The organism is Methylobacterium phyllosphaerae (assembly GCF_001936175.1).
GTDB classification, from domain to species: Bacteria; Pseudomonadota; Alphaproteobacteria; order Rhizobiales; family Beijerinckiaceae; genus Methylobacterium; species Methylobacterium fujisawaense.
In genome coordinates this window covers 5,674,681-5,690,457 of record NZ_CP015367.1, presented here as the reverse complement: position 1 = coordinate 5,690,457, position 15,777 = coordinate 5,674,681, and the positions used below count along the sequence as shown (strand labels likewise).

Sequence of the window (15,777 nt, the reverse complement as noted above, 5' to 3'; positions counted from 1 at the left end):
TCATCTAGGCCGTTAAGGTTAATGAAACTTGATCACCGCCGGACGGGCCGGCCGGCGCCGCCGGTCCGCGCGCGCCTTAACTCTTGAGCAACCTTAACATCCACTAATGGCGGCGGGCGGGCAGTAATGCCGGCCCGGTTTTCCGCCGCGTCCAGAGCGTCCGCATGTCCTCTATACGTCAACGCTCGACCAACGCCCTGCCCAGCCCGCAGCCGCGCGCCGAGGAGGGCCTCGGTCTCGCGCAGCTGCCGCGGATCCTGCGGCGCTCGATCGGATGGATCGTCGGACCGACCCTGGTGGTCGCCCTGGGGGCGAGCGTCTTCGTCAACGTGGTCAGCCCCCGCTACACCGGCGAGGCGAAGGTTCTCCTGGAGAGCCGCGACCCGGCCTTCGCCCGCACCGCGCAGGAACGCGCCGACCAGCTCGCACCCATCGACGAGCAGGCTGTGGCGAGCCAGGTGCAGGTGGTCATGTCCCGGGATCTCGCCCGCGAGGCGATCCGCCGGCTCAAGCTCGTGGGCAATGCCGAATTCGATCCCGGCGCCGGCAGCATCGGCCCGGTGCAGCGCGTGCTGATGATGCTCGGCATCGGCGCCAATCCTCTGGACCGCCCGGCCGAGGACCGCGTGCTCGATGCCTATTTCGATCACCTGCTGGTCTTTCCCGCCGGAAAGTCGCGCATCCTGACGATCGAGTTCCGCGCGAAGGATCCGAAGCTCGCGGCCGAAGCCGCCAACACCATCGCGAAGCTCTACATCGGATCGCTGGAGGCCGATAAGGTCGATACCGCCCGCTATGCCTCCACGTGGCTCGGCGGCAACATCGATGGGCTCCGCAAGCGCGTCGCCGAAGCCGAGGCGAAGGTCGAGGCGTTCCGCGTCAAGAACGGCCTCGTGGGCAGCGCCGGCGCCACCGGCCGGCCCCTCAACGCGCAGCAGCTCGGCGAATTGTCGAGCCAGCTCTCGGCGGCGCGGAGCCTGAAAGCCGATCTCGACGGCAAGGTGAAGGCCATCAAGGACCTGATCAAGGACGGGCGCGCCTTCGAGATCCCGGATGTCGCCAACAACGAGGTGATCCGGCGGATCGTCGAGAACCGGATCTCGGTGCGCGCCCAGCTCGCCCTCGAATCGCGCACGCTGCTGCCGGCCCATCCGCGGATCAAGGAACTCAACGCCCAGCTCGAGGATCTCGACGCGCAGATCAAGGCTTCCGCCGAGCGCATCGTGCGGACGATGGACAACGACGCCAAGATCGCCGGCGCACGGGTCGAGAGCCTCCGGAGCGCCGTGGACGGCCAGCAGGACGTCGTCGCCCAAGGAAACGCCAGCGAGATCCAGCTCCGCGCGCTGGAGCGCGAGGCCAAGGCGCAGCGTGAGCAGCTCGAATCCTATCTCGGCCGCTACCGCGAGGCGGCGGCGCGCGACGGCGAGGCGGCGACGCCGGCCGATGCCCGGATCGTATCCCGCGCGGTGACGCCCGAGGTGCCGTCCTTCCCGAAGAAGTTGCCGATCGTCGCGTTCGCGACGCTGCTGACCCTCATGCTCTCGGCCGGCGGCGTCATCGCCAGCGCGCTGCTCGCCGAATCCGGCCGCGCTGCCGGACAGCGCGACGGCGATCCGACGGACGATCGCCGCCGCCGCGAGCCGGTGATGGACCGGCCGACCTTCGCGTTTCCGGAGCCGATGCCGTCCGAGCGCTGGTCCCAGCCGTCGGAGGCCGCAGCCGCCTCCGCGACGACGGCACCCGTGGCGAAAGCGTCAGCCGGCACCGGCGAGACCTTCGACCTTGCGCCCCTCGTCGCGCGCATCGCCGCAGCGCCCCGCGACCCGGGGGCCCAGTCCGGCCGCCGGATCCTGATCGTCGAGACCGAGGACCGGCGCGGTCCGGCGACGCTCTCAGAGGCCCTGACCCGTGCCCTCGGCCGCGAGGGGAGCCTCGTCGCCGTGGATCTGAACGCGCCGAGCAGCGGGCCCCGGGGCTTGGGCTTCTCCGACCTCATCGCCGGCGAGGCTGCCTTCCTCGATGTGATTCAGGCCGGTCGCGCCGGCGGCCATCATCGGATCGCGGCCGGGCTCCACGATTCGACGGTCCTGTTCGACGCGCCGGACGCTCTGGTGTTGACCTTCGAAGCCATGGCGGAGGCCTACGAGTGCGTGCTCTTCCGGCTCGCCGCCGCGCCCGGCGCCGTCGACCTGCTCGAGCTCGTCGCGGGCTTCATGGACTGCGTGGTGATCGCGTCGAATGCCGATGCGGAGGATCCGGCGCTGGCCGATCTCTACGCCCTGGCCGAGGATGCGGGTGCGGGGCAGATCCTGGTCGCTCAGGACCGTCCGGCGAATGCGGATTTTCAGGATCCGGCGGCCGAGCTGCGCCTCACCGCCGCTTGAGACGGGTGCCGCCGGGCGCAGGTCCGGCCCAGGACGGCGACGGTCAGGGCCGGCGGCGCAAAGCCCGGAGCCGCTTGAGGACGGCGTAGAGACGCGGGTCTCGCTTGATGCGCCGCTTCGTGCGCGTCAGGCTTCCGCGCACGGCTCCGTAGGTCCGGCCGCGCAAGGTCACCGGTATGACCGTCTCGACGAGGTTGATCGTCTCGTCGCAGATGCTGGCCTTGTAGCGCGCCTCGCCGACGCCGAGGTCGAAGCCCTGCCGGCCCCGGTCCGTCTGATCGCGCACCAGATGTTGCAGCAACAGGTCTCCGGGGCTGTACCGGGCGATCTCCGGGTCGGCGTCGAATGCCGTCATCATGCCGCTGAAGCGCCGGTCGCTCACGGCGCCGCCGAACGTTGCCAGGACCCGGCCGCTCTCGACGAGGCAGAGGGCATGCACCTCCATCGCCGGCTCCGCGCCGGTCGACGCCGCCGCGAGGAAGGCGCGGATCGCGGGATCGGCATAGGGGTCGGAGATGCCCATGACGGCGAAGCGCGCCGATTTCTGCGCGTAGAAGGCGGCCAGCAGACGCTGCGCCTCCTCGGGCGTCCCGGCGCGGCGGTAGGCGATGGCGCCGTGCGCTTCGATGAGGCGCTTCTCCTTCGAGCGCAGTTTCTTGCGGGCGTCGGCGCTGAAGACCCGGCGCACGGTCGCCTCCGGGTCTGGCCCGAGCATGAGACCGTAGGCATCGCTGGCCTCGGGCTCGCCGGTCGCGGCGAGCGGATTCGCCGCCCCGTCCCACATCCTGGGTTGATGCTTGAGGGTGTAGGCGTCGATGCCGTTGGCCCGGCCCGCCTGGATCAGGGCCGTGACGATGCTGCTGGACGGGAGGGCTGCCGCATCGCGGGTGGCGAAGAGCGGCATATGATAGTTGGCGTGCGTGTCACCGACGGTGCGCGCGATGCGGAGGCCGTGTTCCCGCTGCAGCGTCAACGGCATGAGAAGGCGTGGACGCCCATCTGCGTTCCGCACGATCACGATGCGGGCATGCTCGACCTGCCCGGTCGCATGCAGATAGGCGCTGACCCAGTCGAACCGCTGATAGGGCGTCCCGAGGGCGGCCGGCTCGGTTTCGAGTCGGCGCCAGAGTGCCTCGGCGGCATTCAGATCCGGGATGATCTCCGCGATGAGCCCGTGGGCCAGGCGCGATTCGACCATGTCCGTTCCCGCCATCTGGACGCCGGTCGCCATGACCCGATCTCCCAGGGACCACCGACGATCCCGTGCCGCCCGAATACTGGGTTCCAGGGCCTGAATGGCCCGTCACCTCAACGCGGGATCCTTGGCCCGCGGCGCGGCACGGCGCGGCAAAAGGGATGCGTGGCTAACAGCACCTTTCTTCCGGTCGCCCCTCGGTGCGGCGGCTTTCGGATTTGTTTACCGCGTCGCGCCAAGGCTCCGTGGTACGGGCGCTGCGGCCCGATCGGTTCAGAATCATGCTGTCGTCGCGCGCCAAGCATCGGGTCTTCGCGTCCGGCTTTCGCGCGATACAGGCGCTCGGGGCGGATCGGTGGCTCGGCCCCGCCGCCCGCGGCCTCGGTGTGATCCTCACATTCCACCACGTCAGCCCCGCGCCGAGTCCCGCCTTCGCGCCGAATCGCCTGCTGGGCATCACGCCGGAATTCCTCGACCTGACCCTGCGGGAACTCGATGCCCGGGGCTTCGAGATCATCGGCCTGGATCACCTGCCGGAGCGCCTGGCCGAACCCGATTACGGGCCGCCCTTCGCGGTCCTGACATTCGATGACGGCTACCGGGACAACGTCGTGCATGCGCGTCCCGTGCTGGCCCGCCACGGCGCGCCATGGACGTTGTTCGTCACCAGCGGCTTCGCCGATCAGGCCGGCCGGCTCTGGTGGATCGAGCTGGAGCACGCGATCGCGCGCCTCGATCGCGTGCGGATCGACATCGGGTCCCGCAGCGTGGACTTGCCGGCCCGCAGCCCGCAGGAGAAGGCTCTAGCCTTCGAAGTCGTTTACCGAGACCTGCGCCGCGGCCGCGAGGCCGACCTTCTCGACCGGATCGCCGAGCTCTGCCGACAGGCCGGCTTCCCGCCTGGACGGATCGCCTCCGAACTGTGCCTGTCCTGGGCGGAGCTGCGCGACCTCGCGGCCGACCCGGCCGTCACCATCGGCGCGCATACGGTGAGCCACCCGATGCTGGCCAAGCACGACGCCGCCTTCGCCGCCCACGAGATCGCCGAGGGACGCGCACGGATCGAGGCGGAACTCGGACGGAGGGTCCGGCACCTGTCCTATCCGGTGGGAGACCCGACCTCCGCCGGACCGAGGGAATTCGCCCTGGCGCGGGAGATGGGCTTTGCGACGGCGGTGACCACGCGGCCCGGTCACCTGTTCGCCGAGCATGCCGCGCACCTTCAGGCCCTGCCCCGGGTCTCGGTGAACGGCTGCCACCAGACGGCTGCGGCGCTCGCCGGACTTCTCTCCGGTGTTCCGTTCCTGGCGTGGAATCGCGGGCGGCGCGTCAACGTCGCCTGAAGCGGCGTCGCGGTTCGAACCGGCCCCTGACGACGCCGGACGAGTTCATCGAGGCGGGTGCGGGGACCGGATCGCGGACGCGGTCAGCGGAATAGAGCGTCGAACAGGTTCTGCGGCTGATGCGGCGGCGGCGGAGCCGGTGCCGGACCCTCGTTCGACGGGAAGAACTTGCGCGAGGGCTTCTGGCGCGGCTGGACGGGCACGCCGCGCGGCGCCTCCACGTCCACCTGTCCGGCCGCATTGAGCTGCTGCGCGGTCTTCGTGGGGTCCTTACCCGGGCGCTTCGCCTTCTCGGGCTTGGCCGCGACGGCCGGGACGTCTTCCTGCTCCTTGGCTTCGGCGATCACATCGCTGCCGCCTTTGCAGTCGACCAGCCACACGTCGTAGATCGGATGCTCGATCGCGTGCAGTCCGGGGCTCGACGCGAACATCCAGCCGGTGAAGATGCGGCGGTACTTGTTGTCGAGGGTCACCTCGTCGACCTCGAGGAAGGCCGTGGTCTTGGCGCTCTCGGTGGGCGGACGCGTGTAGCAGACCCGCGGGGTGAGCTGCAGCGCGCCGAACTGCACGGTCTCGTCGACCGCCACCTCGAAGTTGACGATCCGGCCGGTAATCTTGTCGAGGCCGGAGAAGACCGCGGTCGGGTTCTTGATCTTGTCGGCGGCGGCAGGGCTGGCGCAGATGGAGAGCGCCAGGCTCGGGGCGAGCGCGCGGCGTGCGAAGGCGGTGATGCGGCTCAAGGCTCGGACCCCTAGACGAGGGTGGCCGGCCGCGCCAACGATTGCGCGGCGGACGATCGGGATTGGCCCGTCATGAACACCGGAACGGTGGCGGCAAAAGGGCGCCGAGTCCGCGGGAGACCGGGGATCTACTCGCCCGGCGACCAGGAGACGTAGTCGCCGGTGGCCGCCGGCCGCTGGCCCCAGGAGAGCTGCGAACCCGCCGGCCGGTACGCGTTGGCCGTGCCGGTCTGGTTCTCGATATGCGGCTTCTGCCAAGCCTTCGGCTCGTAGTTCTCCTCGCTCGGGGCGAGATCGACATTGTGGCAGAGCCAGCCACGCCAGCCGGGGGGGACCTTCGAGGCGTCGGCATAGCCGTTGTAGACGACCCAGCGGCGCTCCGAACCGACCGAGCGGTCGATCAGCGCGCCTTCCGCCTTGTAGTACTTGTTCCCGAACTCGTCCTCGCCGACGAAAATGCCGGTGCGGGCGGTCTGGAGCGCCAGGGAGACGGTCTGGCCGTTCCACCATGTAAAGACGCTCAGCAAAGTGTCCTTCAGCGCCATCGCCGGTCCCGAGATCGTGCCGCGCCGCGGGGGCGCTTCTCGGCGTCGTTATGGTGACCGCGCGCCCGCGAGTCCAGCCGCGAGACGGAAGTGTCGCTGCGCGGCAACGCTCAAGGCGGGCTTTCCGCTCCCCGTTTCGGCCGGGCGCCCACCGCTCTCTCGACGGTTGTGAATCTAAAATTTTCCCGATCCGATTCCGGAAAGCGGGAAGGACACTTATCCGGGCCCGGGACGATATCCACAGGCTTTTGCGAGCCGGCACAACATCTAGCGGGGAACAAGGCCGCCGAACACCACTTGTTGACGTGAGAGTGAAGGCGGCGGTATTCTCCCGGCATCGGTCGCGACCTTGGAGTGGCGCGTTGAGCAGGGGCGACCGTTCCTAGATTTCGTTCGCGACACCGGGTGACGACCCTTCGCCGGGCGTGTTCGGCCGCGAATCCCAATATCGGGCATAGACCCCGCGTCGCGCGGGGCCGGGGCCGTCGTGTCCCGTCGGAAGAGGTGTGTTTCATGCGGTTCGAGCGTCGCTACACAACGGCCGGACAATCGCCCTACGCCGGGATCCCCTTCCGCAAGGCCCTGAGCGAGATCCGCAATCCGGACGGGTCGGTTGTGTTCCGCCTCGACGGCATCGACGTGCCGGAGAGCTGGAGCCAGGTGGCGAGCGACGTCCTCGCGCAGAAGTATTTCCGCAAGGCGGGTGTGCCGGCCCGCCTCCGCAAGGTCGAGGAGAACGCGGTTCCCTCGTTCCTGTGGCGCTCGGTGCCCGACGAGGCGGCGCTGGCGGAACTGCCGGAGGACGAGCGCTTCGTTTCGGAATCCTCCGCCACGCAGGTCTTCGACCGGCTCGCCGGCTGCTGGACCTACTGGGGCTGGAAGGGCGGCTATTTCTCGTCGGAGGCGGACGCGTCCGCTTTCATGGACGAGCTGCGCTTCATGCTCGCCCGCCAGATGGTGGCGCCGAACTCGCCGCAATGGTTCAACACCGGCCTGCATTGGGCCTACGGCATCGATGGCCCGAGCCAGGGACACTATTACTGCGACCCGCAGACCGGCGCGCTGACCAAGTCGGCCACGGCCTACGAGCACCCGCAGCCGCATGCCTGCTTCATCCAGTCGGTCCAGGACGACCTCGTCAACGAGGGCGGCATCATGGACCTGTGGGTGCGTGAGGCGCGCCTGTTCAAGTACGGTTCGGGCACCGGCTCGAACTTCTCGCAGCTGCGCGCAGAGAACGAGAAGCTCGGTGGCGGCGGCAAGTCGTCGGGCCTGATGAGCTTCCTCAAGATCGGCGACCGGGCGGCCGGCGCGATCAAGTCGGGCGGCACCACCCGGCGCGCCGCCAAGATGGTGATCGTCGATATCGACCACCCGGATATCGAGGCTTTCATCGACTGGAAGGTGAAGGAGGAGCAGAAGGTCGCCGCCCTGGTGACCGGCTCGAAGGTCGTCTCCAAGCACCTGACCCTGGTGATGAAGGCCTGCACCCAGTGCGAGGCGGAAGGCGACGCCTGCTTCGACGCCGAGCGCAACCCGGCCCTCAAGCGCGAAATCAAGGCTGCCCGGCGGGCGTCCGTGCCGGATGCCTACATCAAGCGCGTGGTGCAGTTCGCCCGTCAGGGCTTCACCAAGATCGACTTCCCCGTCTACGACACCGACTGGGATTCCGAGGCCTACCTGACGGTTGCCGGCCAGAACTCCAACAACTCGGTCTCCCTGACCGACGGCTTCCTGCGCGCCGTCGAGGCGGACGCGGACTGGAACCTCACGGCCCGCACCACCGGCAAGGTCACCAAGACCCTGAAGGCGCGTGAGCTGTGGGAGCGGATCGGCGAGGCCGCCTGGGCGTCGGCGGATCCGGGCCTGCACTTCAACACCACGATGAACGACTGGCACACCTGCCCGGCGGGTGGGCGGATCCGGGCCTCGAACCCGTGCTCCGAGTACATGTTCCTCGACGACACCGCCTGCAATCTCGCCTCGGCGAACCTGCTGACGATGTACGACCGGGAGACCAAGCGCTTCGACGTGGAGGCGTTCGAGCACCTCAACCGCCTCTGGACGGTGGTGCTCGAAATCTCCGTGATGATGGCGCAGTTCCCATCCAAGGAGATCGCGGAACTCTCCTTCCGGTACCGGACGCTGGGTCTCGGCTACGCCAATATCGGCGGCCTGCTGATGACCATGGGCCTGCCCTACGATTCCGATGCGGGCCGGGCACTGGCCGGGGCGCTTACCGCGATCATGACCGGTGTCGCCTACGCCACCTCCGCCGAGATGGCTGCCGAACTCGGCACCTTCCAGGCCTATGACGAGAACGCCGACGCGATGCTGCGGGTGATCCGCAACCATCGCAGGGCCGCGCATGGCGAGACCGCAGGCTACGAGTTCCTGAATGTCGCGCCGGTCGCCCTCGACCATGCCAACATCCCGCAGGCCGACCTGGGCGACCATGCCCGCGCCGCCTGGGACCGGGCGCTGAAGCTCGGCGAGGAGCACGGCTACCGGAATGCGCAGGCCACCGTGATCGCGCCCACCGGCACGATCGGCCTCGTGATGGATTGCGACACCACGGGCATCGAGCCCGACTTCGCCCTGGTGAAGTTCAAGAAGCTCGCCGGTGGCGGCTACTTCAAGATCATCAACCAGGCCGCGCCGGACGCCCTGCGGGCGCTGGGCTACCGCGAATCCGAGATCGCCGAGATCGAGGCCTACGCGGTCGGCCACGGCTCCATGGGCCAGGCGCCGGGGATCAACCCGACGACGCTCCGCGCCAAGGGCTTTTCGGACGAGAAAATCGCCGCGGTGGAGAAGGGACTGAAGTCGGCCTTCGACATCAAGTTCGTGTTCAATCGCTGGACGCTCGGCGACGACTTCCTGATCCAGACTTTGAAGGTCCCGGCCGAGAAGCTCGCAGACGCGACCTTCGAGCTGCTGCCGTTCCTCGGCTTCTCCAAGAAGGAGATCGAGGCCGCTAACACCCATATCTGCGGGGCGATGACGCTGGAGGGCGCGCCCTTCCTCAAGCTGGAGCACTACGCGGTCTTCGACTGCGCCAACCCGTGCGGCCGGATCGGCAAGCGCTACCTCTCGGTGGAGAGCCACATCCGCATGATGGCGGCGGCCCAGCCCTTCATCTCGGGGGCGATCTCCAAGACCATCAACATGCCGAACGACGCCACGGTGGAGGATTGCAAGGCGGCCTACCTGCTGTCTTGGCGTCTCGCCCTCAAGGCGAACGCCCTCTACCGCGACGGCTCGAAGCTGTCGCAGCCGCTCAACTCGGCCCTCATCTCGGATGAGGACGACGAGGCGGATGAGGGCATCGAGGCGCTGATCCAGGCCCCGGCCGCCGCCAAGGCTGCCGCGGTGGCGGAGAAGATCGTCGAGCGGGTGATCGAGCGGGTGGAGCGCATCCGCTCCCGCGAGAAGCTGCCGGCCCGGCGCAAGGGGTACACCCAGAAGGCAGTCGTGGGCGGCCACAAGGTCTACCTGCGCACCGGCGAGTACGACGACGGGCGGCTGGGCGAGATCTTCATCGACATGCACAAGGAGGGCGCGACCTTCCGGAGCTTGATGAACAACTTCGCTATCGCGATCTCGCTCGGCCTCCAGTACGGCGTGCCGCTGGAGGAATACGTGGAGGCTTTCACCTTCACGCGGTTCGAGCCGGCGGGCTTCGTGCAGGGCAACGACGCGATCAAGAACGCGACCTCGCTCCTCGACTACGTGTTCCGCGAGCTGGCGGTCTCGTATCTCGGCCGCGCCGACCTCGCCCATGTCAGCCCCGCCGAGATCGGCGGCACGGTGATCGGCGGCGGCGAGAGCGGCGACACGACCCGCGAGGGCCCGAAGCCCGCCCCAGCCTCCTCGGTCGTCTCCCGCGGCCTCCTGCGCGGCTCGGCCGACCGGCTCACCCTGATCCAGGGCGGCCCGGCGGGCGGGACGGTCGGTGTGGGCGCGGCGAGCGCCGGTCAGTCGGCCCCGGCCGGCGGAACGGTCCACGCGATCCGCGGCAGCACCGCTCTGAAGGCGGAGCCGGTGGCACCCGGTCAGGCCGAGACCATCGCGGACGCCCTGCCCTTCACGAAGGTGGAGCGGACCGTCGCGGACCGCCGCGCCGAGGCGAAGATGAAAGGCTATGTCGGCGAGGCCTGCCCGGAATGCGCGAACTTCACGCTGGTCCGCAACGGCACCTGCCTGAAGTGCGACACCTGCGGTTCCACGACGGGGTGCTCGTAAAACCGACGTCTGTGATGTGTAGCCCATAAAATCGTCGTTTAGCCCATAACCCAGCGCGATGTAGCCCATAAGCTCCTTGCGCTGGGTAAGCGAGAATACACAGCGATTAGAACGCGATGGCCTCTCTAAGGCGAACACTTTCCTGCCATCTAGCCCATATCACTGTCGTACTGGTAAGATTTCGCTCGTATAGGCGTCGCATGTGCAGCCATTACAAATATGTCAGATTGGCTACTCTTCCCTCATCTTAGCTACGCTCACGGACCAATCGAACGATCTGCCTACGTAGAGCAGGCTACGGCAGTACACTTCCGCAGACGGGGCGGACCGCGCCCGGCCTGTATAAGACTTAACTGACGACGCGTGACCGCAGGCGACTCTTCCGGGTCGCCTGCCAAAAGGATTCGTCCAGCGAAAAGGATGAGACAGCCCGACGCGGTCGCGAAAGGCAAAACCGTGTTGCAACGACCGTGAGATACAACCGCGGTTCGAATGGTCCGGGATACAAATCCCGTCGGACCACCCTGTACTGGCCGGCGTTTCGGGCCGCTCGCTTTGGATCATGAAACCGAAGCTCTGCCGCTGCGGTGCTAGAATTCTTCTGCCCGCACTACCGGATCACAGCCGGCCCTCGCGCTATGGGGGGCAGGCTCTCGCAGGACGAGGGCTCGTATGAACGCCAGCATTGCTGACTCGCAGGAGCGACTGCGTGAGAAGTGGAAAGCCATCGTCGACGAGAATGGCTTGTCGGGACAGGATCCTCGGCAGATCGTGGCCGCGTGCCGCCAACTATCTCTTAGTGGTAACGCACGTCTGTGCGGTGTCCTGGTCCAGCATCTCGCCGCGCGAGCTGATCGGATCGTGCACGCTATGTACGGGTATCGCCAACGGAACGACAGCGATGACCCTGTGGCCGAGGTCGTCGAGGATCTGATCGATGACATTCTCGATCTGCAATCCGCGGACGGTGCCGGGTTCGAAAAGTCCTTCAAGGGCAAACTGCGGCACCGTCTTATCGACAAGATTCGCAGGCGTAACGTTCGGCAGAACATCAAACAGCCTGCTCCGTGCGATGCCAGCAATGAGCCGATCGAACCACCGGATGAATCGTCCCTGGGCCCGGAGGATCATGCCGTGATCGCAACCGTGCTCGGACAGCTTCCGGAGAAACACCGATTGGCCTACCAGCTTCATGAGGCTGGCTTCCCATACAGTTCGAAGACGGGAGCCAGCATCTCGTCGATGTTGAAGATCACGCCGAAGACGGCAGAGGATTGGGTCGATCGTGCTACGCAGCGGATCATGCAATTGCTGGGACAGCAGCCATGAGCGATCCAATCGAGCGACTGGAAGACGTGCTCATCCGCTTCCATGAAGCGGTTGATGCGATCACGCCCGGGATAATCGACGCCTGGATCTCTGATTATCCTCAGTATGCCGATGCCATTCGCGCTGAAGCGCTGGAAATCCTCAAGCTCCCCTATCATGGCGGAGCAACCGCAGCAGAGTATCAACCGCGAGACTATACCGCCAAGGTGCAGGCTGCTGTACGCCGTACGACCGAGCAGGATAGCAAGGCTGAGGTTCCGGATCTTCGGACGATGCTCGAACGACAAGACCTCGACGTTCGAACCTTCGCGGCCAGGCTTGGTATCGCGCGGTCGATCGTGTCGGATATCGGCACTGGTCAAATCGTCCCGTCAACGATCCCAGGGTGGTTCAAGCGCGCGGGAGCCGAATGTCTCGGATGCGCAGTCGAATGGTTCGAGGCCATCCTAGAGAACTCGCGACCACGCGCACTGACGGCGGCATTCAAAGCGTCCGAACCGCCGACGACGGGTCGGGCCCGAACATGGGACGAAGCGATTCGCGCGTCCAGCATGTCCGAGGATCGCAAGGCATTCTGGCTAACCGGTAGGGGGTAGGCGTGGACGCTTGGCGCGGCATCCGGGTCATTGCGCGACGCGTACACGCTGAAGCTGCCGCACGGGCCGTCGACGGAACAGGAGCAGCTCTCGTCGCAGCGGCTCTGCTGATCGCCGACCTTGAAGTTGACACGCTCGAACCCGGAACTGTGTACGGCCCAGAAGTCATTGGGGTCCTTGAGCGAGGTGACGGCTTCATTCGTCTTGCAGGGCATCTTGACGCCGGTCAAAGGACGATCGTCACCGCGCACGAGATTGGGCATTTTTATCTACATGACGAGCGTCAATCGCTCGTGCGCTCGACCGAGCCAGGCTTCGGCGGTCAGGCTTTTGAAATCGGCGCGGAACGGGTCGTCGCCTACTCGCCGCGCGAGCGGCGCGAGACACAGGCCGACGTGTTCGCACAGGAGTTCCTGCTGCCGGCCGACCTGCTGCGCCAGCGCTTGGTGCGCGACCGGCAGACGCCCTCGCAGATCTCGGGGGAGGTCGGGCTTCCTCTGCCGTTCGTGACGATGCAGGCGATCCGGGCATTGCTGCTGCCGCCGCTGCCCGCCCCCGACGCGGCGGAGGAACCGCCGCCGGCGATCCCGCTCGACCCGGACCAGCGGGCCGCCGCGGAATGGGACGAGCGGCCCCTCATCCTCGACGCCGGGCCGGGCACCGGCAAGACGCGCACGCTCGTGGGGCGGATCGAGTACCTTCTCGGCATCGGCGTTCAGCCGTGGGAGATCCTCGCGCTCACCTTCTCGAACAAAGCGGCAGCGGAGATGCGCGAGCGGGTCGAACGCCTCGACGCGGCCGCGGCCGCGCAGATGTGGATCGGCACCTTCCACGCGTTCGGCTTGGAGATCCTGCGCCTGTACGCGGCGCAGGCGGGGCTGCGCGCCGACTTCGACGTCCTCGACGAGGCGCAGGGGCTTGGCCTGCTCGAAGATATACTGCCGGACCTGAAGCTCCGGCATTTTCAAAATCTGTGGGACCCGACGCTCGAGCTGCGCCCGATCCTCCGGGCGATCTCGCGCGCGAAGGACGAGATGGTCGGCCCGGCCGCGTACCTTGCGGCGGCCGAGGCGGCGCTGGCCGCGGCCGAGACGCAGGAGGCCGTCGAGGCGGCTGAGAAGGCAGTCGAGGTCGGCGGCGTCTACACAGCGTACCAAGAGAGCCTCGATGCCAGGGGCGCGGTCGACTTCGGCGACCTCGTCGGCAAGGCGACCAGGGTCCTGGCCGACCATGCAGGGGCGAGGGCCACCGTGCGGGACCGCCACCGGTGGATCCTCGTGGACGAGTACCAGGACGTGAACGCGGCCGGCACCGCGCTGCTGGACCAGATCGCGGTCGACGGACGGCGGGTCTGGGCCGTGGCCGACCCACGGCAGTCGATCTACCGGTTCCGCGGCGCGGCCCCGGCCAACGCGGCCGGCTTCGCTTCCCGCTACCCGGACGGGCAGAGCCGTTCGCTCACCACGAACTACCGCTCGGGCGAGGCGGTGGTGAAGCTATTCGAACACTACGGGCGGGACATCGCCGCGGCCCCCAAGCCACCGGTCGAATGGCATCCCCACCGGGGGAAGGTGGGGTACGTCGACCATCTGCAGGCCGACGATCTGCGCTCAGAAGCCAATGCGGTACGCGACCAGATCGAACGGTTCAAGGCTGAGGGAATCCCCTACGACCGCCAGGCCATCCTCGCGCGGACCCACCTGTGCCTAGCCCGGTTCGGCCGGCTGCTCCAAGAATTCGACGTCCCGATCCTGTACCTCGGCGACCTGTTCGAGCGGCCGGAGATCCGGGACCTGCTCTCCGTCGTGTCGCTCGGGGCCGATGCGGACGCGGCCGGGCTAATCCGCGTGGCGCAGCTGCCAGAGTATGGCGCGACCCGAGCGGACGCGCTCGTAGCGATCCGGGAGGCGGACACGTCGCGCAAGGGTATCCTCGAGGTATGCGCGCGGGCCGAGGCGATCGAGGGGTTTACGGATGAGGGGCGCGCGGGCCTGATCCGGCTGGCCGGTCAGCTCACCGGGGTCAACCGGGGTACGACGGCGTGGCGTATGCTTGTGGGCTACCTGTTCGAGGACAGCGGCTATCTCCAGAGCTTCGTCGACGACCAGAGCGTCCGGTCACAGCAGTGCCTTGTCGCGATCTACCAACTGCTCAAGTTCGCCCGCGAGCACGCCGACGCCACCGGCGGGCGGGGCGGGCGGCGTGCGTTCCTGGAGCGGATCCGCCGCATCGAGCGCCTCGACGACGATCGCGCGTTCCGCGTCGTGCCGCCGGAGGCAGACGGAATCCCCGCGGTGCGCATGATGACCGTGCACGCGGCCAAGGGTTTGGAGTTCGAGGGCGTGCACCTGCCTCAAGTGGCCACGCGCTACGTGCCGGGCAAACGGCAAAGTGTGCGCTGCCCCGCCCCGCCCGGAATGGAGCATCTCGCGATCGGTCCGACTGACCACGATGCCGAAGAGGAGTGCCTCTTCTTCGTCGCCCTGTCGCGGGCGCGGAACGTCCTCTCGATTACCAGCGCCAAGCGCTATACGGCGAAGGCGACCTGCAACCCGTCGAAGTTCCTCAAGGGGCTCGGGCCGCGGCTGCCGAAGCCCCGGCCCGCGCCGACAGTCGCCCCGGGGACGCGGCCCATCGAGGTTGTGGCCGTCGTCCCCGTGGACGCCCACGACGGGCGCGACCTGCTGATCTGGACGAAGTGCCCGGCGCGCTACCGCTACGAGGTGCTGAATGACCTCGGCGACCGGAGCGCGGCCGGGGCCTACCTCGCGTTCCACCGGTGCGTGCGGGCGACCATCGACTGGATCTCCGCCCAGCAAGCCGCGGACGAGGCCGTGGATCCGGCCGCGGCTCGCCAGCGCCTCACCAAGGTCTGGGCCGAGCGCGGACCCGTCGACCACGGGTTCGAGCCGGTCTACCGCGCCGCCGCCGAGACCATGGTCGAGAACGCCGTCTCGCTGCTCGACGACGGTGGTCGGGCCGTAGACCGACAGTGGCACGCCGCCACCGCAGGCGGCACCATCGGCGTGCGCGCGGATCGTGTCGTGGAACGCCCAGATGGGAGCATCGTAGCGCAGGTCTACCGGACGGGACGCAAGTCGAAGAGCGAGGCGCAGAAAGCGATCTGGGAGCTCCTGGGTGAGGCACTCCGTCAGGCTCACCCCGACCGCACGGTCAGGCTGCAGGCGGTCTACCCGGCCACCCCCGAGGCGGTGGACATCGACGCGGACCAGGGCGGCGCGGGCCTCGCCGCGTACGCCGATGCCATCGCCGGGATTGAGGCCGGTCGCTTCCCACCGACCCCATCGGGGGACTGTCCCACCTGCCGGTTCTACTTCGTCTGCACCGCCGAAGATTCTTTTTAGTCCGACTACCGAATCGCCATCCCCCGCCGCGC

9 protein-coding genes are annotated in these 15,777 nt (G+C 67.8%); 6 read left to right on the top strand and 3 right to left on the bottom strand.

What is annotated here, in order from left to right; translation table 11 throughout:
• Positions 1 to 164 precede the first annotated feature (164 nt).
• A complete protein-coding gene (locus MCBMB27_RS25990) occupies positions 165 to 2,387 on the top strand; it encodes a GumC family protein (RefSeq protein WP_075381628.1) in 2,223 nt (740 codons plus the stop codon).
• 43 nt (positions 2,388 to 2,430) lie between these two features.
• Here MCBMB27_RS25990 and MCBMB27_RS25985 read toward each other — a convergent pair whose 3' ends face one another.
• Positions 2,431 to 3,618: a GNAT family N-acetyltransferase gene (locus MCBMB27_RS25985; RefSeq protein ID WP_075381627.1), complete on the bottom strand. Its 1,188-nt coding sequence runs from the start codon at positions 3,616 to 3,618 to the stop codon at positions 2,431 to 2,433.
• Positions 3,619 to 3,863: 245 nt separating this feature from the next.
• Between MCBMB27_RS25985 and MCBMB27_RS25980 the strand changes: the two genes are divergently transcribed.
• Positions 3,864 to 4,925 carry a polysaccharide deacetylase family protein gene (locus MCBMB27_RS25980; RefSeq protein WP_075381626.1) on the top strand — a complete coding sequence of 354 codons (1,062 nt, stop codon included), beginning with the start codon at positions 3,864 to 3,866 and terminating at the stop codon, positions 4,923 to 4,925.
• 83 nt (positions 4,926 to 5,008) lie between these two features.
• Here MCBMB27_RS25980 and MCBMB27_RS25975 read toward each other — a convergent pair whose 3' ends face one another.
• Complete coding sequence (locus MCBMB27_RS25975; RefSeq protein ID WP_075381625.1) at positions 5,009 to 5,665, bottom strand: DUF2155 domain-containing protein; 657 nt, start codon at positions 5,663 to 5,665, stop codon at positions 5,009 to 5,011.
• A 128-nt stretch (positions 5,666 to 5,793) separates the two neighbouring features.
• Complete coding sequence (locus MCBMB27_RS25970) at positions 5,794 to 6,210, bottom strand: NADH:ubiquinone oxidoreductase subunit NDUFA12 (RefSeq protein WP_075381624.1); 417 nt, start codon at positions 6,208 to 6,210, stop codon at positions 5,794 to 5,796.
• A gap of 513 nt (positions 6,211 to 6,723) precedes the next feature.
• Between MCBMB27_RS25970 and MCBMB27_RS25965 the strand changes: the two genes are divergently transcribed.
• The 4 genes from MCBMB27_RS25965 (at position 6,724) to MCBMB27_RS25950 (ending at position 15,745) form a co-directional block, all read left to right on the top strand.
• Positions 6,724 to 10,455 carry a vitamin B12-dependent ribonucleotide reductase gene (locus tag MCBMB27_RS25965; protein ID WP_075381623.1) on the top strand — a complete coding sequence of 1,244 codons (3,732 nt, stop codon included), beginning with the start codon at positions 6,724 to 6,726 and terminating at the stop codon, positions 10,453 to 10,455.
• 672 nt (positions 10,456 to 11,127) lie between these two features.
• Positions 11,128 to 11,784: an RNA polymerase sigma factor gene (locus tag MCBMB27_RS29825; protein ID WP_139231634.1), complete on the top strand. Its 657-nt coding sequence runs from the start codon at positions 11,128 to 11,130 to the stop codon at positions 11,782 to 11,784.
• The gene (locus MCBMB27_RS29820) at positions 11,781 to 12,380 is read left to right on the top strand and encodes a helix-turn-helix domain-containing protein (protein WP_139231635.1); all 600 of its coding nucleotides are present in this window, start codon (positions 11,781 to 11,783) and stop codon (positions 12,378 to 12,380) included. The genes MCBMB27_RS29825 and MCBMB27_RS29820 overlap by 4 nt, the downstream gene beginning before the upstream one ends.
• Positions 12,381 to 12,382: 2 nt before the next feature.
• Positions 12,383 to 15,745, top strand: a complete 3,363-nt coding sequence (locus MCBMB27_RS25950; protein ID WP_083683731.1) for a UvrD-helicase domain-containing protein — start codon at positions 12,383 to 12,385, stop codon at positions 15,743 to 15,745.
• Positions 15,746 to 15,777: the final 32 nt, after the last annotated feature.

Bases quoted from the DNA above. Each gene is read 5' to 3' on its own strand.
- MCBMB27_RS25980 (WP_075381626.1), top strand. From the start codon at position 3,864: ATGCTGTCGTCGCGCGCCAAGCATCGGGTCTTCGCGTCCGGCTTTCGC.
- MCBMB27_RS29820 (WP_139231635.1), top strand. From the start codon at position 11,781: ATGAGCGATCCAATCGAGCGACTGGAAGACGTGCTCATCCGCTTCCAT.
- MCBMB27_RS25985 (WP_075381627.1), bottom strand. From the start codon at position 3,618: ATGGCGACCGGCGTCCAGATGGCGGGAACGGACATGGTCGAATCGCGC.
- MCBMB27_RS25970 (WP_075381624.1), bottom strand. From the start codon at position 6,210: ATGGCGCTGAAGGACACTTTGCTGAGCGTCTTTACATGGTGGAACGGC.
- MCBMB27_RS25965 (WP_075381623.1), top strand. From the start codon at position 6,724: ATGCGGTTCGAGCGTCGCTACACAACGGCCGGACAATCGCCCTACGCC.
- MCBMB27_RS25990 (WP_075381628.1), top strand. From the start codon at position 165: ATGTCCTCTATACGTCAACGCTCGACCAACGCCCTGCCCAGCCCGCAG.
- MCBMB27_RS29825 (WP_139231634.1), top strand. From the start codon at position 11,128: ATGAACGCCAGCATTGCTGACTCGCAGGAGCGACTGCGTGAGAAGTGG.